The sequence below is a fragment of the Kitasatospora sp. NPDC054939 genome (assembly GCF_053610105.1).
This window is the reverse complement of record NZ_JBSGXP010000045.1, coordinates 26,140-47,168: the sequence shown is the minus strand read 5'-3', so window position 1 is coordinate 47,168 and position 21,029 is coordinate 26,140. Positions and strand designations below refer to the sequence as shown.

21 protein-coding genes are annotated in these 21,029 nt (G+C 73.9%); 5 read left to right on the top strand and 16 right to left on the bottom strand.

Annotated features, from left to right (window positions below; genetic code table 11):
- Nucleotides 1–29: 29 nt before the first annotated feature.
- Nucleotides 30–506: a MarR family winged helix-turn-helix transcriptional regulator gene (locus tag ACWGB8_RS15595; protein ID WP_452213930.1), complete on the bottom strand. Its 477-nt coding sequence runs from the start codon at nt 504–506 to the stop codon at nt 30–32.
- 127 nt (nt 507–633) lie between these two features.
- On the opposite strand from ACWGB8_RS15595, the gene ACWGB8_RS15590 reads away from it, so the two are divergent.
- Together ACWGB8_RS15590 and ACWGB8_RS15585 are read left to right on the top strand one after the other, a co-directional pair.
- Complete coding sequence (locus ACWGB8_RS15590) at nt 634–2,331, top strand: MFS transporter (RefSeq protein ID WP_452213928.1); 1,698 nt, start codon at nt 634–636, stop codon at nt 2,329–2,331.
- 496 nt (nt 2,332–2,827) lie between these two features.
- Nucleotides 2,828–3,880 carry a trypsin-like serine peptidase gene (locus tag ACWGB8_RS15585; RefSeq protein WP_452213927.1) on the top strand — a complete coding sequence of 351 codons (1,053 nt, stop codon included), beginning with the start codon at nt 2,828–2,830 and terminating at the stop codon, nt 3,878–3,880.
- A gap of 922 nt (nt 3,881–4,802) precedes the next feature.
- On the opposite strand, the gene ACWGB8_RS15580 is transcribed toward ACWGB8_RS15585, so the two are convergent.
- Nucleotides 4,803–5,309 carry a SigE family RNA polymerase sigma factor gene (locus tag ACWGB8_RS15580; protein ID WP_452213945.1) on the bottom strand — a complete coding sequence of 169 codons (507 nt, stop codon included), beginning with the start codon at nt 5,307–5,309 and terminating at the stop codon, nt 4,803–4,805.
- A 382-nt stretch (nt 5,310–5,691) separates the two neighbouring features.
- On the opposite strand from ACWGB8_RS15580, the gene ACWGB8_RS15575 reads away from it, so the two are divergent.
- Nucleotides 5,692–6,228 carry a GNAT family N-acetyltransferase gene (locus ACWGB8_RS15575; protein ID WP_452213925.1) on the top strand — a complete coding sequence of 179 codons (537 nt, stop codon included), beginning with the start codon at nt 5,692–5,694 and terminating at the stop codon, nt 6,226–6,228.
- 126 nt (nt 6,229–6,354) lie between these two features.
- Here ACWGB8_RS15575 and ACWGB8_RS15570 read toward each other — a convergent pair whose 3' ends face one another.
- The 12 genes from ACWGB8_RS15570 to ACWGB8_RS15515 all read right to left on the bottom strand — a co-directional run bounded on the left by ACWGB8_RS15570 (nt 6,355) and on the right by ACWGB8_RS15515 (nt 15,721).
- A complete protein-coding gene (locus ACWGB8_RS15570) occupies nt 6,355–6,564 on the bottom strand; it encodes a hypothetical protein (protein WP_452213923.1) in 210 nt (69 codons plus the stop codon).
- Between the two features lie 129 nt (nt 6,565–6,693).
- On the bottom strand, nt 6,694–7,095 hold the full coding sequence (locus ACWGB8_RS15565; RefSeq protein WP_452213921.1) for an NUDIX domain-containing protein: 402 nt from the start codon (nt 7,093–7,095) through the stop codon (nt 6,694–6,696).
- 103 nt (nt 7,096–7,198) lie between these two features.
- On the bottom strand, nt 7,199–7,423 hold the full coding sequence (locus ACWGB8_RS15560; RefSeq protein ID WP_452213919.1) for a hypothetical protein: 225 nt from the start codon (nt 7,421–7,423) through the stop codon (nt 7,199–7,201).
- 94 nt (nt 7,424–7,517) lie between these two features.
- Complete coding sequence (locus ACWGB8_RS15555; protein WP_452213918.1) at nt 7,518–8,738, bottom strand: helix-turn-helix domain-containing protein; 1,221 nt, start codon at nt 8,736–8,738, stop codon at nt 7,518–7,520.
- 130 nt (nt 8,739–8,868) lie between these two features.
- Nucleotides 8,869–9,372 carry a GNAT family N-acetyltransferase gene (locus ACWGB8_RS15550; protein ID WP_452213916.1) on the bottom strand — a complete coding sequence of 168 codons (504 nt, stop codon included), beginning with the start codon at nt 9,370–9,372 and terminating at the stop codon, nt 8,869–8,871.
- A gap of 159 nt (nt 9,373–9,531) precedes the next feature.
- On the bottom strand, nt 9,532–10,371 hold the full coding sequence (locus ACWGB8_RS15545) for an alpha/beta fold hydrolase (RefSeq protein ID WP_452213915.1): 840 nt from the start codon (nt 10,369–10,371) through the stop codon (nt 9,532–9,534).
- A 51-nt stretch (nt 10,372–10,422) separates the two neighbouring features.
- Entirely contained in the window at nt 10,423–11,151 is a 729-nt protein-coding gene (locus ACWGB8_RS15540) for a hypothetical protein (protein WP_452213913.1), read from the bottom strand.
- 48 nt (nt 11,152–11,199) lie between these two features.
- Complete coding sequence (locus ACWGB8_RS15535; RefSeq protein ID WP_452213943.1) at nt 11,200–11,742, bottom strand: hypothetical protein; 543 nt, start codon at nt 11,740–11,742, stop codon at nt 11,200–11,202.
- A gap of 23 nt (nt 11,743–11,765) precedes the next feature.
- The gene (locus ACWGB8_RS15530; RefSeq protein WP_452213911.1) at nt 11,766–12,566 is read right to left on the bottom strand and encodes a family 1 encapsulin nanocompartment shell protein; all 801 of its coding nucleotides are present in this window, start codon (nt 12,564–12,566) and stop codon (nt 11,766–11,768) included.
- A gap of 114 nt (nt 12,567–12,680) precedes the next feature.
- Nucleotides 12,681–13,742 (bottom strand): Dyp-type peroxidase, encoded by a 1,062-nt coding sequence (locus ACWGB8_RS15525; RefSeq protein WP_452213909.1) that lies wholly within the window; start codon nt 13,740–13,742, stop codon nt 12,681–12,683.
- A 222-nt stretch (nt 13,743–13,964) separates the two neighbouring features.
- Nucleotides 13,965–14,573: an FMN reductase gene (locus ACWGB8_RS15520; protein WP_452213907.1), complete on the bottom strand. Its 609-nt coding sequence runs from the start codon at nt 14,571–14,573 to the stop codon at nt 13,965–13,967.
- Nucleotides 14,570–15,721: an LLM class flavin-dependent oxidoreductase gene (locus ACWGB8_RS15515; protein WP_452213905.1), complete on the bottom strand. Its 1,152-nt coding sequence runs from the start codon at nt 15,719–15,721 to the stop codon at nt 14,570–14,572. The genes ACWGB8_RS15520 and ACWGB8_RS15515 overlap by 4 nt, the downstream gene beginning before the upstream one ends.
- 181 nt (nt 15,722–15,902) lie before the next feature.
- On the opposite strand from ACWGB8_RS15515, the gene ACWGB8_RS15510 reads away from it, so the two are divergent.
- Nucleotides 15,903–16,670 (top strand): PP2C family protein-serine/threonine phosphatase, encoded by a 768-nt coding sequence (locus ACWGB8_RS15510; protein WP_452213903.1) that lies wholly within the window; start codon nt 15,903–15,905, stop codon nt 16,668–16,670.
- 97 nt (nt 16,671–16,767) lie between these two features.
- On the opposite strand, the gene ACWGB8_RS15505 is transcribed toward ACWGB8_RS15510, so the two are convergent.
- On the bottom strand, nt 16,768–19,332 hold the full coding sequence (locus ACWGB8_RS15505; RefSeq protein WP_452213901.1) for a collagenase: 2,565 nt from the start codon (nt 19,330–19,332) through the stop codon (nt 16,768–16,770).
- A 236-nt stretch (nt 19,333–19,568) separates the two neighbouring features.
- The gene (locus tag ACWGB8_RS15500; protein ID WP_452213899.1) at nt 19,569–20,120 is read right to left on the bottom strand and encodes a DoxX family protein; all 552 of its coding nucleotides are present in this window, start codon (nt 20,118–20,120) and stop codon (nt 19,569–19,571) included.
- A gap of 231 nt (nt 20,121–20,351) precedes the next feature.
- On the opposite strand from ACWGB8_RS15500, the gene ACWGB8_RS15495 reads away from it, so the two are divergent.
- The gene (locus tag ACWGB8_RS15495) at nt 20,352–20,936 is read left to right on the top strand and encodes a TIGR03086 family metal-binding protein (RefSeq protein ID WP_452213897.1); all 585 of its coding nucleotides are present in this window, start codon (nt 20,352–20,354) and stop codon (nt 20,934–20,936) included.
- Nucleotides 20,937–21,029: the final 93 nt, after the last annotated feature.

The window sequence follows — 21,029 nt, the reverse complement described above, 5'->3', positions numbered from 1 at the left end:
CAGGGGGCCCGGCGTCAGGGGGCCCGGCGTCAGGGGGCGAGGTGGGCGTCCACGGTGTCGCTCAGCTGGGCGAGCAGGGCCTCGAACTGGTGGAGGGTCTCGGGCGGGTACTGGGCGAGGACGGCGTCCTGGCGCCGGTTGAGGGCGCCGAAGTACTCGTCCGCGAGTTCCTTCACCCGGGGGCTGCTGCGCAGGGTGACGATGCGGCGGTCGGTGTGCTCGCGGCTGCGGGTGATGTACCCCGCCTTCTCCAGCCGGTTGAGCAGGGCGGTCATGGCGCCGGAGGAGAGCGGGATGCGCTTGCCGAGCTGCACCGGAGAGAGCGGCGCGCCCGCCTCCTCGGCGGAGGCGATCTCCATCAGGGCGAAGGCGTCGGTGGAGTGCACGCCGAGCAGGACGGCGAAGCGGCGGCCGAGTTCGGTGAAGCCCGCTCCGTAGGCGCGGAGCCCCTTGGCGAGCCGTTCGCGCCGTTCGGCGATGTCGCCGTATGCCTGCGACTCCTCCATGGGGTGCCCTTTCTCGCCGTCTCCTGCCGGTCTCTCCTGCCGGCGGCCGGTGGGGCAGGACGTCTTTGACAACCTACCGCCTCCAAATTACCTTCATCATGAAGTTACTTCACCATGGAGGTAGTTTGTGAGTGCTCTCCACCCCGCCGGCCGTTGGCTCGGCCTCCTCGTGGTCTCCGTGGGCGTCGCCCTGATCGTGGTCGACGCCACCATCGTCAACGTGATCGTCCCGCCGGTCGTCGAGGACCTCGGCGTCAGCTCCGCCCAGGTCCAGTGGATCCAGGAGTCGTACGCCATCGTGTTCGCGGCGCTGCTCCTGCTCGTCGGCCGGATCGCCGACCTCGTCGGCGCGCGCCGGGTCTTCACCGCCGGAGCACTGGTCTTCGGCGCCACCAGCGTGCTCGCGGGCCTGGCGCCGACCGGCGGCCTGCTCGTCCTGGCCCGCTTCCTCCAGGGCGTGGGAGCAGCGATGATCCTGCCGACCTCGCTCGCCCTACTGAACGCGGGCTTCACCGGCAAGGCCCGCGCCCAGGCGTTCGCCGTCTGGGGCTCGACCATCGGCGCCGCCTCCGCCCTCGGCCCGCTGCTCGGCGGCTGGCTCGCCGAACACGCGTCGTGGCGCTGGGCGTTCGGCATCAACGTGCCGCTCACCGTGCTGATCGCGGTCGGCGCGACCGCCTTCCTCGACCGCTCGCCGCGCACCCGGGGCCGGATCGACACGACCGGCGCGGCCCTCTCCGTCCTCGGACTCGGCCTGCTCGCGCTGGGCCTGGTCGAGGGCCGGACGTACGGCTGGCTCGCCACCGTCCAACCGCTGGACGTCCTCGGCCTGACCTGGAGCGCAGGCCCCTCGCCCGCCCTGGTCGCGCTGCTCGCCTCGGCCGTCGTCCTGACCGCGTTCGCCCGGCGGCAGGCCTCGCTCGGCCGGGGCGGCGACGCCTCGCGGGCGCTCATGGACGTGCGGCTGTTCGCCGTCCCCTCGTTCCGCAACGGCAACATCGTCACGGTCGTCATCGGCCTCGGGGAGTTCGGGATCATCGCGGTACTGCCGCTGTGGCTGCAGTTCACCCTCGGCTACAGCGCGCTCGACGCCGGCCTCGCCCTGGTCCCATTGGCCGTGGGCAGCTTCGCGGCCAGCGGCGCGAGCTTCGGGATGACGTCCCGGACCACCCCGCTCGGGCAGGTCCGGATCGGACTCGCCCTGGAGGCCGCCGGACTGGTCTGGCTGGCGCTGATCGCCGCCACCGACGCCCCGTGGTGGTCGGTCGCCCTGCCCCTCTTCCTGTACGGCGTCGGCGTCGGGTTCGCCACCGCGCAGGTCACCAACGTGGTCCTCGCCGACGTGCCCGAGCAGAGCGCCGGCCAGGGATCCGGCATCCAGAGCGCATTCCGGGAACTCGGCTCCGCCCTCGGCATCGCCGTCCTCACCACGGTCTTCTTCACCGCACTCGGCTCCGGCCTGCGCGAACGGCTGACCGCCTCCGGCCTGTCCGAGGCGTCCGCCGACGAACTCGCCCGGACCGTCACCGACAGCGCGGGCGCCGCGATCGCCCCCCTGGCCGCGGACCCGCGGACCGGGCCCGTCGCGGCGGCGGCGAAGGAGGCGATGACCGAGGCCCTGGCGTGGGGCGGCTTCCTGGCGGCGGGCGCGCTGGCGCTCGGGCTGGCCGCCACGGTCCTCGTCCCGACGGGGCGGCCGGCGGTGCGGCCGGCGGGCGGTGCCGCGGGCGGTGCCGCAGGCGTCGTACCGGACGCCGTGCCGCCCGGCGCACCGGCCGACGGGACACCCGCCGACCGGGCCCCGGCCGCGCCCGTCGACCGCTGACCTCTGACCTCTGACGACCGACGACTGACCGCCGACCACTGACCTCTGACCTCTGCCCTCTGACCTCTGACCACTGATCGGCTCTTCGGCCCACGCTGTGGGTCCACCGGCGCCCCGACTCCGGTGCCCACGGGCCCGGTTCGGATCGTCCCGCCCGGAGCGGCCGGATCCCGGCGCCGATACACGGGCGCGACGCCCGTTACCGAAACCTGCCGCCATCGACGAACGGATGAAACGCGCTCAGGACGGGACCTTGACCTCCCGCCCCTACCGTCCGACACGTGCCGCATGCACGGGGCCGAACCACCGGCCGCCACGACAGGGTCCGCAGCCGGGCGGGCACCCGCGCCGTCCCGACGGCAGTCGTGGCGGCCGCGGGCCCCGTGCCCAGGGACCGCCCCGCACTCAGGGGCCGCCCCCGACCGCCGGGAGCGGCCCCGCCGCCCGCTCGCGGCCGTCCCTCGCAACGACCCGTCCCCGACCAGGAATGGCAACGATGTCAGCCACCCACCGAACACTCCCCCGCACCCTCGCCGCTACGGGCGCCCTCCTGCTGAGCGCCACCGCCGCGGCGGTGCTGCTGCCGTCCACGGCCGTCGCCGCGGACCCGAATCCCCTCACCACCCATGCCGGCGCCACCACCGCACGGGAGCACAGCCGGATCGACGCCTACTGGACCCCCACCCGGATGAAGCTGGCCGGCGCGATGGTCCCCGAGATCACCCCCGTACCCGAGGACGACAACACGCCCGACGACCCGCACCGGCCTCCCGCGAACACGCCGGACCCCGGGTCCGTGTGGACGCACGGCGGAGCGGTGAACAGGAGCACAGGCCGGCTCTTCTTCACCTTCTCCGACGGCTACGACGGCAGTTGCACCGCCACGGTCGTCCACAGCGCGAACCGCAGCACCGTCATCACGGCCGCGCACTGCCTGCGGGGCGTCGGCGATCCCGCCGCCGCCGGCACCTGGAACCACAACCTCTACTTCGTGCCCGGCTACCGCAACGGGACCGAACCGCTCGGCGGCTTCAGCATCAAGTCCATGGCCACCTCCTCCCGCTGGGACGCGGACCCGGGCAGCACGACGTCGGAGTCCGTCGCCGCCGCCGGGTACGACACGGGAATCCTCGTGGCGAACCCGGCGGCCGGGGGACGGCGGATCGCGGACGTCACGGGGAGCCAGCGGATCGCGTTCACCGAGCCCGTCGAGGGCGAGTTCCTCCACACCTTCGGATATCCGAAGGACCGGCTGAACGATCCCGCCGCCGAGTACGCCGGATCGCGGATGATCCATTGCGCCGGCCCGGCCCGGCAGGGGCCCAAGGCCCCCCTCCTGTGGGGCGGGACCTGCGACATGTCCCACGGGGCGAGCGGCGGACCCCACCTGGCACGCTTCGACGCCCGGACCGGCACCGGCACCGTCGTCGGCGTCACCACCACCACCGACGACCTCGCGGGCGGGCAGCCCGGCACGCTGTACGCCACCCGCCTCGGCGACAGTGCCCGCCGCCTCTACACCTGGGCGCAGCAGCAGCCGCTGCTCTGACCCTCCGGACCGACGGGTCCACCGGCGGCCGGACGGCGCGGGGGTGGCCGCACCGTCCGGACCGCGGGTGCCTGTCGGACCGCGGGTACCTGTCGGATCGCAGGCGCCTACCGGGTCGCAGGTACCTACCGGACCTGAGGCACCTATCGGGTCGCAGGTACCTACCGGGTTGGAGGTACCTACCGGGTCGCGGAGGCCGACGGGACGGCCGCTCCGGCCGAGGCCGCGCCGCTCGGCCGGGAGCTCCAGCCGGGCCCCGCACCCTCGGACGGGCTGCTGGACGGGCCCCAGGTCGGTGCACCGGACGGCCCGGACGACGGTCCGGTCGAGGGACCGCTCGACGACCCCTGCGTCGGGCTGCCCGAAGGACCGGACGACGGGCCGGTGGACGGCCCCCGCGTCGGGCTCCCGGACGGACCGCCCGAAGGAACGCCGCCCGGGCCCCACGTCGGGCTGCCCGACGGACCACCCGAAGGACCGCTCGACGGCCCCCAGGTCGGACCGCCGGACGGGTGGCCCGAGGGGCCGCTCGACGGACCCCACGTCGGACCGCCCGAAGGACCGGTGGACGGCCCCCACGTCGGGCTCCCGGACGGACCGTCCGAGGGACCCTGCGTCGGCCCCCAGGTCGGGCTGCCCGACGAACCCGACGACGGGCTCGCCGACGGACTCGGCCCACCGACCGTCGCGGCCGGCCCGGGAGCGGGTGCCCCGCCGCCCTGGCCGGCGAAGGCGACCGGCAGTCCCACACCGGCCACGAGCAGCGCCGAACCGCCCGCCATCAGGGCCACCCGCGTACGGCGGCGGGCCTTCACACCGGCCAGCAGCCGCTCCCGGTGCCGCGCTTCGAACGGGGGAAACTCCTGCGTTTCGCGCATCATCCTCGCCAACTCCTGTTCAAAGTGATCCATCTGTCTCTCCATCACCGCACCGGCTCCCCGGCCTCGGACAACACCTGCCGCAGTTTCGCCACTCCGCGCGACGTCAGGGAGCGGGCCGTCCCGACGGGGCAGCCCATCGTCTCGGCCACCTGCCGCTCCCCCAGGTCCTGGTAGTAACGCAGCACCACCGCGGCCCGCTGCCGGGCCGGCAGCAGCGCGAGCGCCTCCTCCAGGCGGGTGCGCTCCTCGACGACGCTCGCCAGGTCGGTCCGGTCGGCCGCCTCCGGCAGTTGCTCGGTGGGACGTTCGCCCCACCACCGCCGACGGGCCGACCGGGCCGCGGCCCGCACCATGACCTGCCGCACATAGGCCTCCGGCGCCTCGTCGGCGACCCTCGACCACGCGAACCACAGCTTGACCAGCGCCTCCTGCAGCAGATCCTCCGCCCGGTGTCTGTCTCCGCCGGTGAGCAGGCGTGCGAGATGGAACAGCGCCGGCCACCGCGCTGCCACGAATTCGTCGAAGCCGTCTGCCTGTGACTTCCGCACCGGCACCCCCCATCGTTCGAACACCTGCACTCCTGGAAAGACATCGGCACCCGGCCCGCTATGCACCCCGCCCGTGTGACCTGGATCACCGCGCCCGACCACGGCCGGCCCCGAACGGTTCGGGCGCGACGCACGGAGGGCGCGACGCACGGAGGGCGCGACCCGTGAGAAGTCGGACCGGCCGACTTCCCACGCAGCGACTGTCGGACCCGCCTGCCGGAAGGCTGCGCATGACCACGGAACCCCCGCCGCCGGCGGGAAGGAGCCGGACATGGGCGAGGAGCTCGACGTCCACGACGACGCGGAGACCCCCGCCTCCCCTCGCTGGCCGCGCTGTTCCCGGAGTAGGCACACGGGGCGCGACGTGTGATTGGGTGCTCCGATGATCAACGACCAGAGCCGCATCCGCCCACGGGAGCAGACCGACCTGGACGCCTGCGTCCGCGTACTCCGCGCGGTGCACGACGGCGACGGCTACCCCGTGAACTGGCCGGACGATCCGCAGCTGTGGCTGACGCAGCCGTCCCGCCTCGGCACCTGGGTCGCCGAACTCGACGGCCGTGTGGTCGGCCACGTCGGCCTCTGCCGCAGCGCTCCCGGCGACCTGGCACCGCAGGAGTGGAGCCGCCGCACCGGCCGGCCCGTCGAAGCGGCGGCGGTGGTCAGCCGGCTGTACGTCTCCCCGCAGGCGCGCGGCCACGGCATCGGCGCCCGTCTGCTGGCCCAGGCCGTACGAGCAGCGCGGGCGGACGGCCTGCACCCGGTCCTGGACGTCCTGGCCACCGACACCGCCGCGGCGGAGCTGTACCGGCGCGCGGGCTGGAGCCTGCTGGCCACCGTCGAGGACGAGTGGGGTCCGCACCAGACGGTCACCGTGCACTGCTGGGCCGCACCCGACGAGGTCGAGCAGCCCCGCTGAGCGAGGAGTTGGCGCGGGGTGCGGACGAGCGCACCGCCGCGGGGGCCCGGGCGCTGCTCGCGGTCCTGGTGACGATCGACCCCGTACTCCGCCCGGCCTGACCCGCCCGACTCAAGCGGGTTCCGGTCAGCCCCCGTCGCCGCTGTCACCGGAGGTGTCGCTGCGGTCGAGGCCACGACGGCGGCTCTTCTGCGCCCCCCGCACCAACTCGCCCGCGGCCAGGGTCACCGCGGCCACACCGCGCACCCAGCGGGGGCCGCCGCGGTCGGCCCAGACCACGCACACGCAACCCCCGACGACGAGCGCCAGGACCCCGACCAGAACCAGACCCATCATTCCTCGCACCTCTCCCCGCTCCACCCCGTCCCCGCGATCGTCGCAGACGGACGGCACCGTGGGCCGTCCGACGCCGCCGCGAGCGGCATGCGGAGGCAGCGTGTCCTGCCCGATCGGGCAGGACACGGCCTACCCGGCTCGTTGGCCGTGCAGGAGCAGCGGGAGTCGGGGCCCCAGCAGGGCTTGCTGGAGGCGGGCGGCCTGGGCCGGGCTCATGGCGTTCGGGAGGTCGGCGGCGTGCACCAGGCGGACGCCCGGCGGGACGGTCGGCGCGGCGGTGACGGTGCCCGCGTCGAAGAGGAGGGTCAGTTCGTCGGAGGTCCAGTCGACGGCGAGCAGGTACGTCGGGCGGATCGGCAGGCCGATGAGGGCGTGCAGGCGCCGGGCGACGACCTCGTGCGGGGGTTCGCCGGGCGCGGCGGGACCGCCGGGGAGGCGGAGGCCGTTGAGGTCCGGCGGCGTGGTCAGGAGCAGGCGGCCGTGCTGGTCGCGGAGGACGGCGAGGGCGGTGAGGGTGGTGGGCGTGCTCACGTGCGGTTCCTAGTCGGGTGGCCTGGTGCGGCGGTGGAAGGCGAGGAGGACGAGCACCGCGAACAGCAGCCACCAGAGGAGGCGGGCCGCGGTGCCCAGGTGATCAGATCCGGGGTGCACGGTCGGGCCCCTGCCCGCGCGGCTGGAAGGAGCGCCAGGCGATGTCGGCCTTGGTGAAGGAGGTGAATCCGGCCAGGCCGCCGTCGGGATCGCGCAGCCACTCCCCGGTCAGCTCGTTGCAGACGCGGAGCAGCCGGGCATCGGCGTCCCATCGGACGCCGTATCCGGGGAGTCGGCGGCGGTGCTGTCGCCGGTCGGGCAGGGTCATTCGGCAGGCCTCGCAATGCACTGAGTGTCCGTAACTGCTGGAGAAGTTACGGACACTCAGAGTGCTCAAGGGATACGGTCTGTACCCCTACGTTTCAGGCCGTCACGCCCGTTGCTTCGGCCAGCTCGCGGGCCGCCGGGCGGACGGAGGCCGGTCCGTTGAGCAAGTCCTGCACGAGAGCGCGGGTTTCGTTGTTCCACCGGGTCGTCTCGGGCGCGGCTTGGACGGCCTGGGCGAGACGCGCGGCCACGTCCTCGTGCTCGTTCCGGAGCGCGTGTGCCCTCGCCACGTCGACCAGGTGCCGGGCGCGGCGCGGGCGCGCAGGAATGGCCGACGGGGGGAGGCGGTCGGCCCAGCGCAGGGCCGTGCCCGCCTGCCGGAGTTCGACGGCGGCCGAGACGGCGTGCACCGGGACGACCTGTGCCGAGGCGGACGTCGGCGAATGCCAGAAGCCCGAAGGCAGCGTCCTGGCCACCTCCTCCGCGCGGTCGAACCAGCCCCAGGCTTCGCCCGCCTCGCCGGCCCGGGCGTGCGTCAGGGCGGCTTGGAAGGCCATCCCGGCCCAGGACGCGGCCAACAGGGGCGACGTGAGCGGGGACCGCTCCAGCAGCCGCAGGCACTCCTCGGTGAGTGCCTGCGCGCTGTCCCACTGACCGGAGGCCCGGAACGCCTCGACCAGGAACCAGCACGCCTGGGCGACCGCCGCACGGTCCCCCGACGCGCGGGCCGTCGCCAGCGAACGCTCGGCCACCCGCCACACCAGGTTCCCGTCCGCCTGGTAGGCCGCGAACATCTGCACCAGGTTCAGCGCCGACGCGTACAGGGCCTCGGCCCGGCGCCGGTCCTCGCACGCGGGGTGCGACGCCGCTGCCGAGGCGACGGTCACGAGCGACGGAAGCAGGTCGCCCAGTGCCGTTCGGTGGTCGCCCCTGCTGTCCCTGGACTGCCAGGCCCTCGCCAGCAGCGCTTCGGCGTGGTCGACACTCGGCGCGGGACCATCGGCCATTCCCAACGGCGCGCTGTCGACGGCCCTTCGCACCACCGAGAGTGCCGGGTGCTCGGCGCCGGAGAAGAGGGCTCTCGGCATGGAGACGTCGCCGGTCAGCAATGACAGGTCGTCGATTCCGAGATGCTCGGCGAGCATCACCAGCATCGGCAGTCTCGGCGGAAGGAGGCGGCCGGTCTCGACGGCTTTCAGCCATGCCTCGGATCGCCCCACCAGACCGGCCAGCACTGCACGGGACTTGCCCGCACGTTCACGAAACAGCTTGATGCGCTTGCCCACCGGAAGCGCCGGATCAAGAGCCATCGCCATGGGTCAAGGGTAGGGCGTTCCGGTCGGGCGCGTGCGTGCGCGACGGCGAACTCCCGCGGAGGGGTGTCGATTCGAAAGGATCCGCGACGGGTCGCCCGCCGCCGATCCCGATCTCCCTCGGCCGCTACTCCTACTGCGCCGGCAGGCGGTAGGTGGCCAGGTCGCCCTCCAGGGTCGCCTTCTGCAGGCCGGCCTTCTCCAGGACGCGCACCGAGGCGGGGTTGGTCAGCTCCACGTTGGCGCTCACGGCCGTGACGCCCGGGGCGGTGAGGGCGAACTCGGCTATCGCCTTCGCCGCCTCGGTCGCGTAGCCGCGTCCCTGGCGGGACTCGACCACGCCGTAGCCGAACTCGACGACCCCCTCGACCGGCGGCCAGAACAGGCCGATGGCGCCGACGACCTCGCCGCTCTCCCGCTCCACGATCTGGCGCTGACCGAACGCGCCGGCGCGGACCTCGGGGTCCTTCGCCACGTAGCCGGCGATGACGCGGTCGCCCTCGGAGGGGAAGTCCGCTGCCCAGTGCCCCAGTTGCCGGTCGTCGATCACCGCCGCGAGTTCCGTCTCGGTCCACGGGCGCAGCACGAGGCGATCCGTGGTCAGCTCCACACCGTCGAGCGAATAGTTGACAGCCACACGTGACTCCTGATCGTTCCGTTGCGAACGAGGGCATGCCGAAGAGCCGTTGCGCGTGGCCGAACTCGTCAACCTCCCCCGGGGGACCACCGTAGTCGCGTACACCTCATCCGTACACCGACCCTGTCCCCGAGCCCGCGCACCCGCTCTGACCTGGCGTCATCCGAGGAATCGGGCGACGGCTCGGCGGAACTCGCGGGGGTCGTCGAGCCAGGGGAAGTGGCCGGCGCCGGGCTGGACCTCCAGGCGGGCGTTCGGGAAGAGTTCGGCGATCTCGACCAGCGCCTGCACGGGCGAGTTGAGGTCGTACTCCCCCGCCAGCACCAGGACCGGCCCCGCGAACCGGGCGAGCGCGGCCCGCGTCGCGGCCGGGTCGAAGGCGCCCTCGCTGCCGAAGACCGCCGCCGCCTCGTCGTTGCGCTGTTCGGCCTCGGCCGCCTTGTGGGCGCGGGCCGCGTCGTCCCAACGGCCGTAGAAGAACGGGGCGATGGCCGCTGCCGCCGCCGGCGAGCCCTTGCCCGCCGTCAGCGCCTCCAGGGCCGCGTACGCCGCCGGGTACCACGGCTCGTGCCTGCGCAGCCGTGCGACCTCGCGCCGGACTTCGCCCGAAACGGTGACCCCCGCGCCGACCGTGCTGGGGGTGACCAGCGCCAGCCGCCCGACCCGCTCCGGGTGGCGTTCGGTGTACCGCAGGGCGAGGTTGGCGCCGGCGCTGTGGGCGAGCAGGTCGACCGACTCCAGCCCGAGGTGTTCGCGCAGCGCCTCGACGTCGTCGACGAGCCGGTCGCAGCGGTAGCTCGCCGGGTCGGCGGGGACGGCCGAGCCTCCGGTGCCCCGCAGGTCGAGGGTGATCAGCCGGCGGTCGGCGGCCAGGCCGCCGAGGTCGCCGAGGTAGGCCGGGTCCTGCATCGGTCCGCCGGGCAGGCAGACGAGCGGGGCGCCCTCCCCGGAGACGCGGTGGGCGAGCAGGGTTCCGTCGTACGCGGTGAAGGTAGGCACGACGACCGACCCTGCCAGTCGCATCCCCGCAGGTCAACGGCCGACACCCGGTCAGCGGTGCCGCGGCACGGTGTAGTAGTCGGCGGCACCGGGGACGCCGCCGATCTGCAGGGCCAGCACCGTGCCGTACTTCTCGCGCACCGACCGGACGGCGGGCGGGTCCGCCGGGGTCTTCTCGTGCCGGAACCAGTAGCCGGACGCGGTGGGCGGGAGCGGCTCCGCCACGGTGTTGGGCAGCGGCTCGGGCCGGTCCCAGGTGAGGGTGGTGCCGGGCGCCGTGAGGTCGGGGCCGGGCATCAGCCCGCCGTCCGGGTCGCGGCCCGCGTTCCGGACGTACTCGACGGCGTAGCGGACCGTACCGGCGGCATACGCGGCGTCCTCTCCGTTGGCGTCCTGCAGCCCCCAGGTGGCGACGCCCGCGGCGCGGATCCGGGGCAGGACCTCGACCAGCGGGGACCGGACGCCGAACCAGGCGGTGGCGGTCAGCCGGCAGCTGAGCGCGTGCTCGGGGTGCTCCGGGAAGAGGAAGGAGCCGGTGGACGGCCGCCCGCAGCTGTCGACCAGCTCGGTCCGGGCGTGCTCCAGGCCGTCGACGGCGGTGAGCCGGGCGACGGCCTCCCGGATCCGCTGCTCGGCCTGCGCCCGCATCGCCTGCGCCTCCGCGGAGCGGGCGAGGCCGCGCACCTCGTCGTCGCCGCGTTCGTCCGTGCAGGCCGTGGCGGCCGTCCCGAGCAGGGCAAGGGCGAGCAGCAGTCCGAGGGGGCGACCGTTCCGTGGCATGCGAACAGCCTCGTCCGGGCTCGGCGTCCGGCGCATGAGTACGCGTACTCAGGCCCGGACGGCGCGCAGCCAGGCGTCCAGCACGGCGAAGTCCTCCGGCTGCAGGCCGGTGACCGGGTCGACGCGGTGGAGCAGGGCCTGGGCGGGGTGGTGGGCGGCGACCCAGACCCGGTCGGCGGGTGTGAGTTCGTCGTCGACCCAGGCGAACGGGCGGCCGGCGGCCCAGGCGACCAGCCGCCGGGTCTTCCAGTGCAGGCCGGACCAGGCGTCCTCGGGGGCGGGCCGCTCGGGCCAGTCGACGACGGGCAGGTCGGGCAGGCCGAGCCACGGGCCGATGCAGGCGTTGGCGTCGGCGAGCCAGGTGGTGGCCCAGACGGGTCGGCAGGGCAGTGCGGCGAGCCGGGGGCCGAGCGCGGGGTCGATCCGGGCGACCAGCGGGTTGCCGGCCGCGGCGGAGGCGGCGGAGGACGGGCCCCGGTGGAGCGGGTAGCCGTTCGGCAGCTGGTCGCGGGTGGCGCCGAAGGGGATCAGCGGGCCGTCGACGTCCAGGAAGAGGAGCGGGAGGGCGGACGGGCGCGGCATGCCTGCCATCATGCCGCGCCCGCGGTCCGCCGTCAGGCGCCGGTGAGGGCGACGGCGGCCTCGGGCGTGTGCAGCAGGAAGGTCAGCGACTCCTGGAGGTAGAGCTGCACGGTGGTCTCGTCGTGCGCGAGGTAGCCGATGGCGAGGTCCTGCCCGAGGTGCAGTTCGAAGTCGCCGCCGCGGGCGGAGAGCAGGAGGGCGCCCTCGATGGCGGGCGCCCAGATGATCTCGCCGTCGAGCAGCCGGGCGATGTGGTTGTGGATGGGGTAGCCGTGGTCGGAGGTCTCGTTGACGGCGGTGAAGGCGTCCGCGCCGAGCAGCAGCGAGTATGGCCCGCCGACGCCGGCGAGTCGCAGTGCGGTCAGCGCCCGGCTCACGGCGTTGGGGTACTCCCGTACGTCGGCGGGGAGTCGGACGGGCGGGTTGGAGGCGCCGGCCCGGATGCCCTCGATCGCGGCGGCCGGGTAGCCGTCGAAGACGGCGTGGTCCTCGGCGAGGGCGACGGTCCGGGCGGCGTCCTTGACCGGCTGCCAGTCGGAGTCCTCGGCGCCGCGTTCGACGTCGTCCACGGCGGTGCGGTCGACGGTGAACGGGACTCTCAGCTCGACGACCGGCCGGGCGTCCCGGGCGTGGGCGACGACGCCGTGGGTCGGCGGGTCGATGCCGGTGAGGTGGCCGGTGCCGACGGCGGCGAGGGTGGTGCCGTCCGGTCCGCTCAGGTCGACCACGCGGCGGCCGGCGATGTGCAGGGTGAAGGTCTGGCGGGCCTCCTCCTCGATCTCCTCCCAGGCCGCGGCGGAGATCGGGGCGAGGTCGCGGTGCAGGTTGTTCATGGTGGGGGCGTCCCTTTCAGGGGGTCCTCGTCAGGTCGGGGGTCCGCTCGGGGTGGGTGGTGCCGCTTCGGGTGGCCGCTCGGGTCGGGTGGCCGCTCGGGGGCCGCGTGCGGGTCAGGGCGTCCGCTTCAGGCTGCCGATGCCGAGCGAACCGTCGGCGGCGCCCGGTGCGACGGCGGCGGCCACCGGAACCGGCTCGGCAGCAGGCGCGGAGGCGGTGGGCGCGGCGGCACCAGCCGTCGGCGGTCCGGGCGGTGCGGCGAGGAAGTCGGCGGAGGGCACGAAGAAGAGCCCGCCAGTGACGGCCGTGGAGACGTCGAGCAGCCGGTCGTGCCCACTGCCCGGCGGGTCGCCGAGGAACATGTTGCGCAGCATCAGCTCGGTGGGGTCCGGGCTGCGCGAGTAGCCGATGAAGTACGTGCCGAACTCCCCTCCCCCGCCGAAGGATCCGAACGGCATGTTGCTGCGCACGATCTCCTGCGCCCGCCCGTCGGCGTCCGGCAGCGAGGTGAGGGCGACGTGGGAGTCGGCGGGCTTGGCGTCGTCGTCCAGCTCGATGTTGGTGAGCTTGGTCCGGCCGACGGCCAGCTCCTGCTGTTCGACGGTGAGTGCGTTCCAGGCGTCCAGGTCGTGCAGGTACTTCTGCACCGTGACGTAGCTGCCGCCCGCGAAGCCGGGGTCCTCGTCGCCGGTCACGACGGCCTCGTACGCGGCGCGGCCGACGGGGTTCTCGGTGCCGTCGACGAAGCCCAGCAGGTCGCGGTCGTCGAAGTAGCGGAAGCCCTGCACGGAGTCGACGACGGTGGCGGCGCCGGCGAGGCGGCCGGTGAGCTGCGCGGCCAGTTCGAAGCAGAGGTCGAGCCGGGTGGCGCGGAGGTGGAACAGCAGGTCGCCGGGGGTGGCCGGGGCCCGGTGGCGGGGGCCGGCGAGTGCGGTGAAGGGGTGCAGCCCGGCGGGGCGGGGGCCGGCGAAGAGCCGGTCCCAGGCGGTGGAGCCGATGCCGGTGACGCAGCTGAGCCGGCCTTCGAGGGCGCGGAAGCCGACCGCCTTCTGCAGCGGTACGAGGTCGGGCAGCAGGTCGCGGACGGCGGGTTCGCCGCCGGGGTCGACGGTGAGGACGAGGAAGACCGCCGCGCTGGTGAGCGGGGCGAGGACGGCCTGCGGTTCGGGTGGCATGGGTGGCTCCAGGGTCCAACGGGGTCGGGGCGCCGTCACGCGGACCATTTGACCGCAGAGCGGACGGCTCGGCGCGGTCAACACGCGGCGCCGCCCGACCGGGGGGCCGGTGCCCGGCCCGGCCCGGGCGCGCCCCCGCAGAGCCCCGGGAGGGTTGTCGGAACGCCCCGGGCCCCGGCCGGAGGTGGTCCGGCAGGGGCCCGAGGGGGCGGGGCGGGGAGGTCAGGGGCGCAGGGCGGCGAGCTGCTGCTCGAAGGGCACCACGCCCGGGGTCTGCTGGTGCGGGACGGCCGCCGGGCGTCCGGCGAGCAGGGCGGCCAGTTCGCCGGCCGCCCGGTCGATGCGGGCCGGGAGGCCGTCGGTGTGGGCGTCGCCCGCACCGCCCCAGTCGTCGGTGGCCGCGTAGACGGCGGTGGGGACGACGACCGCCCGCAGGTAGGCGAAGAGCGGGCGGACGGCGTGCTCCAGGGCGAGCGAGTGCCGGGCGGTGCCGCCGGTGGCGGCGATCAGCACGGGCTTGCCGGTGAGCGCGTCGTTGTCGAGGACGTCGAAGAAGGACTTGAACAGACCGCTGTAGGAGGCGGTGAAGATCGGGGTCACCGCGATCACCGCGTCGGCCCGGGTGACCGCGGCCAGGGCCGCGCGCAGCTTCGCGCCGGGGAAGCCGGTGACGAAGTTGTGGGCGATCTCGGTGGCGAGGTCCCGCAGTTCGACCACGGTGACCTCGCCGTGGCCGAGCGAGCGGACGGTGGACTCGGCGAGCCGGTCGGCGAGCAGCCGCGTCGAGGACGGCTTGCTCAGGCCCGCACTGATGACGACGAGCCCGGTCACGGCGCCACCTCCGCCTTGTGCTGCTCGGTGACCTGCTGCTCCGCGGCCTGCTGCTCGACCGCCTGCTGACGGGTGATCTGCTGCTCGGCGACCCGGGCGGCGTGCGTCGGTCCGTCCGGCACCTCGCTCGGGCGGCCCTTGGCGAACTCGGCGCGCAGGACCGGCACGACCTCCTCGCCGAGCAGGTCCAGCTGCTCCAGGACGGTCTTCAGCGGCAGGCCGGCGTGGTCCATCAGGAACAGCTGGCGCTGGTAGTCGCCGAAGGACTCGCGGAAGGCCAGGGTCTTCTCGATGACCTCCTGCGGGCTGCCGACGGTGAGCGGGGTCTGCTCGGTGAACTCCTCCAGCGAGGGGCCGTGGCCGTACACGGGCGCGTTGTCGAAGTACGGGCGGAACTCGCGCACCGCGTCCTGCGAGTTCCGGCGCATGAAGACCTGCCCGCCGAGGCCGACGACCGCCTGCTCGGGGGTGCCGTGGCCGTAGTGGGCGTAGCGCTCGCGGTACAGCTCGATCAGCTTCTGGAAGTGCTCCTTGGGCCAGAAGATGTTGTTGGCGAAGAAGCCGTCGCCGTAGTACGCGGCCTGCTCGGCGATCTCGGGCGAGCGGATGGAGCCGTGCCAGACGAACGGCGGCACGCCGTCCAGCGGGCGCGGGGTGGAGGTGAAGGACTGCAGGGGGGTGCGGAAGCGGCCCTGCCAGTCGACCACGTCCTCGCGCCAGAGCTGGTGCAGCAGTGCGTAGTTCTCGACGGCGAGCGGGATGCCCTGGCGGATGTCCTTGCCGAACCACGGGTAGACCGGGCCGGTGTTGCCGCGGCCCATCATGAGGTCGACGCGGCCCTCGGCGAGGTGCTGGAGCATCGCGAAGTCCTCGGCGATCTTCACCGGGTCGTTGGTGGTGATCAGCGTGGTGGAGGTGGAGAGGATGATCCGCTCGGTCTGCGCGGCTATGTAGCCGAGCATGGTCGTCGGGGAGGACGGCACGAACGGCGGGTTGTGGTGCTCACCGGTGGCGAAGACGTCGAGGCCGACCTCCTCGGCCTTGCGGGCGATCGCCACCATGGCCTTGATCCGCTCGTGCTCGGTCGGGGTGCGGCCGGTGGTGGGGTCGGTCGTGACATCGCCGACGGTGAAGATTCCGAACTGCATGCTGCTCACCACGCTCCTGGTGATCGAGACCAGATCGTCAAAGTTTCAACCACCTTAGCACCGCCCCGCCCGGGGCTATTCCCGCCCCGGCTCCCATCCCGTCCGGCCCGGGCCAACGGCGCGCGCCACAATGGAGGGGCAGGAGTGGCCGGCCCGGAGGATCCGGAAGGACGGCGAGCCGATGGCGGGCTATATCTCGGTGAGCGCGCTGAGCCACGAGGGGCTGGTCCGGGAGCACAACGAGGACAGCCTCACCGTAGGGCCGTGGACGCTCTGCGCGACGGTCACCACCAATCCGCAGACCCTGCTCTTCCCGCTCGGCCCGCCCTGCGTGGTCGCGGTGGCCGACGGCCTCGGCGGCCACCCGGGCGGCGAGATCGCCAGCGGCCTGGTCGCCCGGCGCCTGGCGGCCGACGGGCTCGGCCTGGACGGCGAGGAGGCCGTCCGGGAGGAACTGAAGTCCTGCAACCGGGAGGTGTACGCGGCGACGGCCGGCGCCCCCGAGCTGGCCGCGATGGGCACCACCGTCGCCGGGGTGGTGCTGCTGCCCGAACGGGCGGTGGTCTTCAACGTCGGCGACAGCCGGGTCTACCGGGTCGAGGACGGCGGACTGCAGCGGGTCAGCGTCGACGACAGCCCTCCCCCGTCGCCCGGCCGCCGCAGCACCGCCCTGGTCACCCAGACCCTCGGCGGATCGCTCGGACTGACCTACGTGGAACCGCACGTCCGGGTCGGGCCGCTCGCCCCCGGCGACCGCTACCTGGTGTGCAGCGACGGCCTCACCGATCCGGTCGAGGACGCCGAACTGCACCGGGTGCTGATCCGCGCGTACACCGAGGAGGCGGGCGAACGGGCCGACGGGCGGGCCGCGTTCGAGCTGTGGCGGGCGGCGGTGGAGGCCGGCGGGCCGGACAACATCACGCTCGCGCTGGTCCGGATCGGCGCCTGACCCAGGGCACTGAGGACCCGCCTCGGGCCCCGGACGCACGGCGGAGCCCCGGCGGAGGGGTGCGATCCCCCCGCCGGGGCCGTTCGGGGTGCCGGGATCAGTAGCGCGCGGTGACCGTCACGCCGCCGAAGCCCTGCTCGGAGTGGAGGCTGAAGTACACGTAGCCCGCGGGCGGGTTGGTGATCGTCAGCGTCTCGGTGTTGCCCGGGCCCGCCGAGCGGCTGGTGTACGCGTGGGTGTACGCCCAACTGCTGCTGCTGTAGTACAGGTCGGCGTTGCCGGTGCCGCCGGCGCTGCTGACGGTCACCCGGGCGGTACCGGCCGGGACGTACAGGTAGAAGTGCGCGTAGTTGCCGGCCGTCGCCCCGATGTTGCTGCGGCGGCAGTTCTGGCCGAGCACCCGGATGTCACCGCCCGGGCACTCCGACGCGGCGCCGACCACCAGGCTCTGGGTGCTGGTCGCCTTGGCGCCCTTGTCGTCGGTGACGGTCAGGCTCACCGTGTAGGTGCCGGCCGCGCTGTACGTCTTGTACGGGTTGGCCACCGTGGAGCCGGTGCCGTCGCCGAAGTTCCAGACCCGGGAGGCGATCCGGCCGTCCGGGTCGGTGGAGCGGTCGGTGAACGAGACGTTCTGCCCGCTGATCGCGGCACCGAAGGCGGCCGTGGGCGCCTGGTTGCCGGGCGGCGTGGTGGTGCCGCAGCCGCCGGAGGCGCAGGCGGTCAGCCAGCTGTCGAAGTCGGCGTCGTAGCGCGTGCCGATGGTGGTCTTCAGCAGGCTGCGGGCCCCGTTCCAGTCGCCCGTGCGGTACTTGGCGAGCACGGCGTCCAGGTCGGCGCGGTGCTTCTCCAGCATGTAGCGGACGGCCAGGTAGCCCCAGCGGTAGATCCGGGTCGAGTCGGCGTTGTCGTAGGTGGTGTCGAAGAGCGTGCTGAGCTTGTGGGTGTGCCGCCCGGCCTCGTCGATCGCCGCCTGGTAGGTCTCCTTGCGGTACGAGTACGACACGTACTCGGCGAATCCCTCCACCCACCAGACGGTCGGGGTGGTCATGTTGGCGGTGAAGTCGCCGAACATGTCGAAGCGGCCGTCGAGGTAGTGGGTGTACTCGTGGTTGAGGTTCCAGATCTCGAACGCCGGGCGCAGCCAGGTCGCCTCGTACGCGAGGAAGCGCGGCAGGTTGCCCGGGGTGGCCGGGTTGCCCTCCAGGTACATGCCACCGTTGTCGGTCCGGATGCCGAAGATCGCCGCGGCGAACACCCCGTAGTCGAACTTGGTGTCGAAGACGACGACCTCGATGGTGCTGTTGCGGTCGTCGGCCACCGGACCGGAGTCCTTGGCGACGGCGTGGAAGTAGGCGTCCTGGTTGAGCAGGCTGGTGCAGGTCGCCGCGAGGTTCTCGGCGGTCATCTGCTGGGCGGCGATCCGGATGCTCGGGCTGCAGGTGTGGGCGACCGTCAGGATGCCCGTGCGCAGCCGGTTCGGGGCGTCGCAGGTGCCGTAGTAGGAGCAGTTGCCCGCGTCGTACTCGTCGGCCATCTCGGCGACGGCGGCCCACTGGTGGGCGGTGCGGCCGGACGGCGCGCTGCGGTCGGCCAGGCCCTTGTAGAGCGGGCGCAGCTTGCCGCGCAGGTCCTCGTACTGGAGGAAGCGGCCCAGCTCGCGGCTGGCGTTGTAGACCACGTAGCCGAGGTCGGTGCCGAGCAGGGCGCCGTTGCCGTCGGCGAAGCGGTGCACGGCGTCCAGCACGCCCTGGTCGGCGCGGACGGCATCGGCGAAACCGGCCGTCTGGTGGCCGCGCCACAGCACGGTGAAGACGCCGTTGAGCGCGCCCGCCATCGACGGGACGGACGGGAAGCGGCTGCTGTCGGTCTCGACGAGCAGGCGCTTCACCAGTGGCAGGTAGTGGGTGTTCTCCTGGGCGCTGTCGACCAGGATGACCGCCTCGCCGAGGATGCGGGCGTTGGCGTCGGTGACGTCGCGCGAGCGGGCGCTGCCGAAGTACGCGTCCAGGGCGCCGCGGATCGCGGTCCGCAGGGCGGTGCCGTAGGTGCCGACGTCGCCGGGGTGGTACCACTGCACGAAGTAGCCGGCCCGCAGGAACAGCACCAGCTGGGACACCGACGTGCTGTTGTCACCCGGGTAGGCGGCGGACGCGTCGCGCAGCGCCCAGGCCACGGCGGTCATCTGCTCCTCGCGGAACGCGCCGCGCGCGTCGGAGCCGGTGAGGTTGAACAGCGTGTTGATGCAGGACACCTCGGCCGCCTTGACCGCCTGGACCAGGGCGCTTCCGGTGCGGCCGGTGAAGTCGCCGACGTTGCAGGCGGCTTGGGCCGTGGAGGGGGCGCCGAGCCCGTTCTGCTTCGCGGCGGGATCGGCGGCGGCGGGATCGGCGTCGACGGTCGGCCGGGTGGCGGACACGGCGATCGGGGCGCGCTCGCGGGCCGGCACGGCGGCGCGGCCGTGGTCGGCCTCGTGCGCGCTCTGCGCCGCGTCGGGGGCGGGCTGCGGGGCGAGCGCCCCTGCGCCGCCGTCCGCGGCCGGCGGGGCGGGGAGGGGGGCCGCCTGACTGCGCGGGGTGAACACGGCGAGCGCCAGACAGCATGCCAGCGCCACGGTCAACAGCCGCACCAGGTACGGCAGTCGAAGGGATCGGGCGGTTCTCACGTGGGGGCCTCCGGGCCTTCAGCGACCGCGTTGGGGGCGCGGCCGTACGGGGAGTGAGGACCGTTCACGGGCATGACCTCCGGATGTCATGCACCGAACCGGTGGGGAGTGTGACATGTACCATGGCATACATCACATGGCGGCGGAACCCCTTCGGCGCCGACAGAACGCGAACGGCCGCCGCACGGAAGGATTCTGACCCTCCGCCACGGCGGCCGCAGCCCTGCTACCGGCGACTACTTGCGCAGCAGCAGGATCACCCCCGCGGTCGCCAGCCCGACCACCACGGCGGCGGCCCCGTACGCCAGGCGGTGCGCCCGGACCACCGGCAGGAAGCGGTCCACCGCATAGCCGCCCGGGCCCGTCAGCGCCAGAGCGGCGGCACCGGCGGTCAGCAGCAGCTCGTACTCGCTGCCCTTCGGAGCGAAGAAGCCGCCGCCCCAGGTGACCGCCAGCGCATTCACCATCACACCGACGATCGCGGCGCCGGCGAGCGGCGCCAGCAGGCCGACCGCCAGGGCCAGACCGCCCAGCGTCTCGGTCAGGCCCGCGACGACGGCCATCGCGTCACCGGCCGGGTAGCCGCTCATGGTGAAGAACTTCCCGGTCCCGTCGAGCCCGCCGCCGCCGAACCAGCCGAACAGCTTCTGGCTGCCGTGCGCGGCCATCGTCAGCCCGAGCACGAGGCGCAGCAGGAGCAGCCCCGCGTCGTAGGCGTGCGGAGAGGTGGCGGACGCGGCGGCGGGCGTGGTGGTGGGGGCGGTCGTGCTCGGGCTGATGCTCGGCATGGTCGTCTCCAGCGATCGAGGGTGGGAGAGGTAGTTCAAATTCGAACCGGGACTCCGACCGTACCTGGAAGTTTGAATTTGAACAACTGAGCCGCCGGGAGGCGGGGGGCGAGCGCGGGGCGGCGGGCGGCGCCGGAGGCGGGGGGCCGGAGGCCGGCGGTGGGGCCGGGCCTCCGGTGCGCAGGGGCCGCGGAATGGCGGGGTGGGGCGGGGTCGGGGCAGGGTGGAGGTATGCGTGATCGTGGCGAGGTGCAGCTCGGGGTGCCGTACGCGGAGGCGCTGGCGGAGTTCGGCGAGCGGGTGCGGCTGATCGCGCCCGGGCAGTGGGGCGGGCCGACGCCGTGCAGCGAATGGTCGGTCCGGGACGTGGTGAACCACCTCACCTCCGAGCAGCTGTGGGTGCCCGAGCTGCTGATGGGATCGACGATCTCCGAGGTCGGCGGCCGGTTCGACGGCGACGTCCTCGGCGACGACCCCCTCGCCGCCTGGACCGCCGCCGCCGAGGCCGCCCTGCAGGCCTTCCTGGAACCCGGCGCCACCGGGCTGACCGTGCACCTCTCGTACGGCGACGTCCCCGCCCGCGCGTACCTGGACCAGCTCACGGCCGACGCCGTCGTGCACACCTGGGACCTCGCCGAGGGCATCGACCGCCGGACCCGGCTGCCGGCCGCCCTGGTCGACTTCGCCCTGGGCGAGATCGGCGGGTACGGCGACCTCTCCGGCAGCGGGCTGTTCGACCCGCCGCTGGACGTCCCCGACGACGCGAGCCCGCAGACCCGGCTGCTGGCCCTCACCGGCCGCCGCGACCGCCCCTGAACCCGGCCCGCACCGGGCCTGAACCGGGCCTGAACCGGGCCCGCACCCCGGCCCCCATCCACCCCCGGCGGCGCCCGGAACCCGGCACCGCGG

Bases quoted from the DNA above. Each gene is read 5' to 3' on its own strand.
- ACWGB8_RS15595 (WP_452213930.1), bottom strand. From the start codon at position 506: ATGGAGGAGTCGCAGGCATACGGCGACATCGCCGAACGGCGCGAACGG.
- ACWGB8_RS15585 (WP_452213927.1), top strand. From the start codon at position 2,828: ATGTCAGCCACCCACCGAACACTCCCCCGCACCCTCGCCGCTACGGGC.
- ACWGB8_RS15575 (WP_452213925.1), top strand. From the start codon at position 5,692: ATGATCAACGACCAGAGCCGCATCCGCCCACGGGAGCAGACCGACCTG.
- ACWGB8_RS15570 (WP_452213923.1), bottom strand. From the start codon at position 6,564: ATGATGGGTCTGGTTCTGGTCGGGGTCCTGGCGCTCGTCGTCGGGGGT.
- ACWGB8_RS15560 (WP_452213919.1), bottom strand. From the start codon at position 7,423: ATGACCCTGCCCGACCGGCGACAGCACCGCCGCCGACTCCCCGGATAC.
- ACWGB8_RS15555 (WP_452213918.1), bottom strand. From the start codon at position 8,738: ATGGCGATGGCTCTTGATCCGGCGCTTCCGGTGGGCAAGCGCATCAAG.
- ACWGB8_RS15540 (WP_452213913.1), bottom strand. From the start codon at position 11,151: ATGCCACGGAACGGTCGCCCCCTCGGACTGCTGCTCGCCCTTGCCCTG.
- ACWGB8_RS15535 (WP_452213943.1), bottom strand. From the start codon at position 11,742: ATGGCAGGCATGCCGCGCCCGTCCGCCCTCCCGCTCCTCTTCCTGGAC.
- ACWGB8_RS15530 (WP_452213911.1), bottom strand. From the start codon at position 12,566: ATGAACAACCTGCACCGCGACCTCGCCCCGATCTCCGCCGCGGCCTGG.
- ACWGB8_RS15525 (WP_452213909.1), bottom strand. From the start codon at position 13,742: ATGCCACCCGAACCGCAGGCCGTCCTCGCCCCGCTCACCAGCGCGGCG.
- ACWGB8_RS15515 (WP_452213905.1), bottom strand. From the start codon at position 15,721: ATGCAGTTCGGAATCTTCACCGTCGGCGATGTCACGACCGACCCCACC.
- ACWGB8_RS15510 (WP_452213903.1), top strand. From the start codon at position 15,903: ATGGCGGGCTATATCTCGGTGAGCGCGCTGAGCCACGAGGGGCTGGTC.
- ACWGB8_RS15500 (WP_452213899.1), bottom strand. From the start codon at position 20,120: ATGCCGAGCATCAGCCCGAGCACGACCGCCCCCACCACCACGCCCGCC.
- ACWGB8_RS15495 (WP_452213897.1), top strand. From the start codon at position 20,352: ATGCGTGATCGTGGCGAGGTGCAGCTCGGGGTGCCGTACGCGGAGGCG.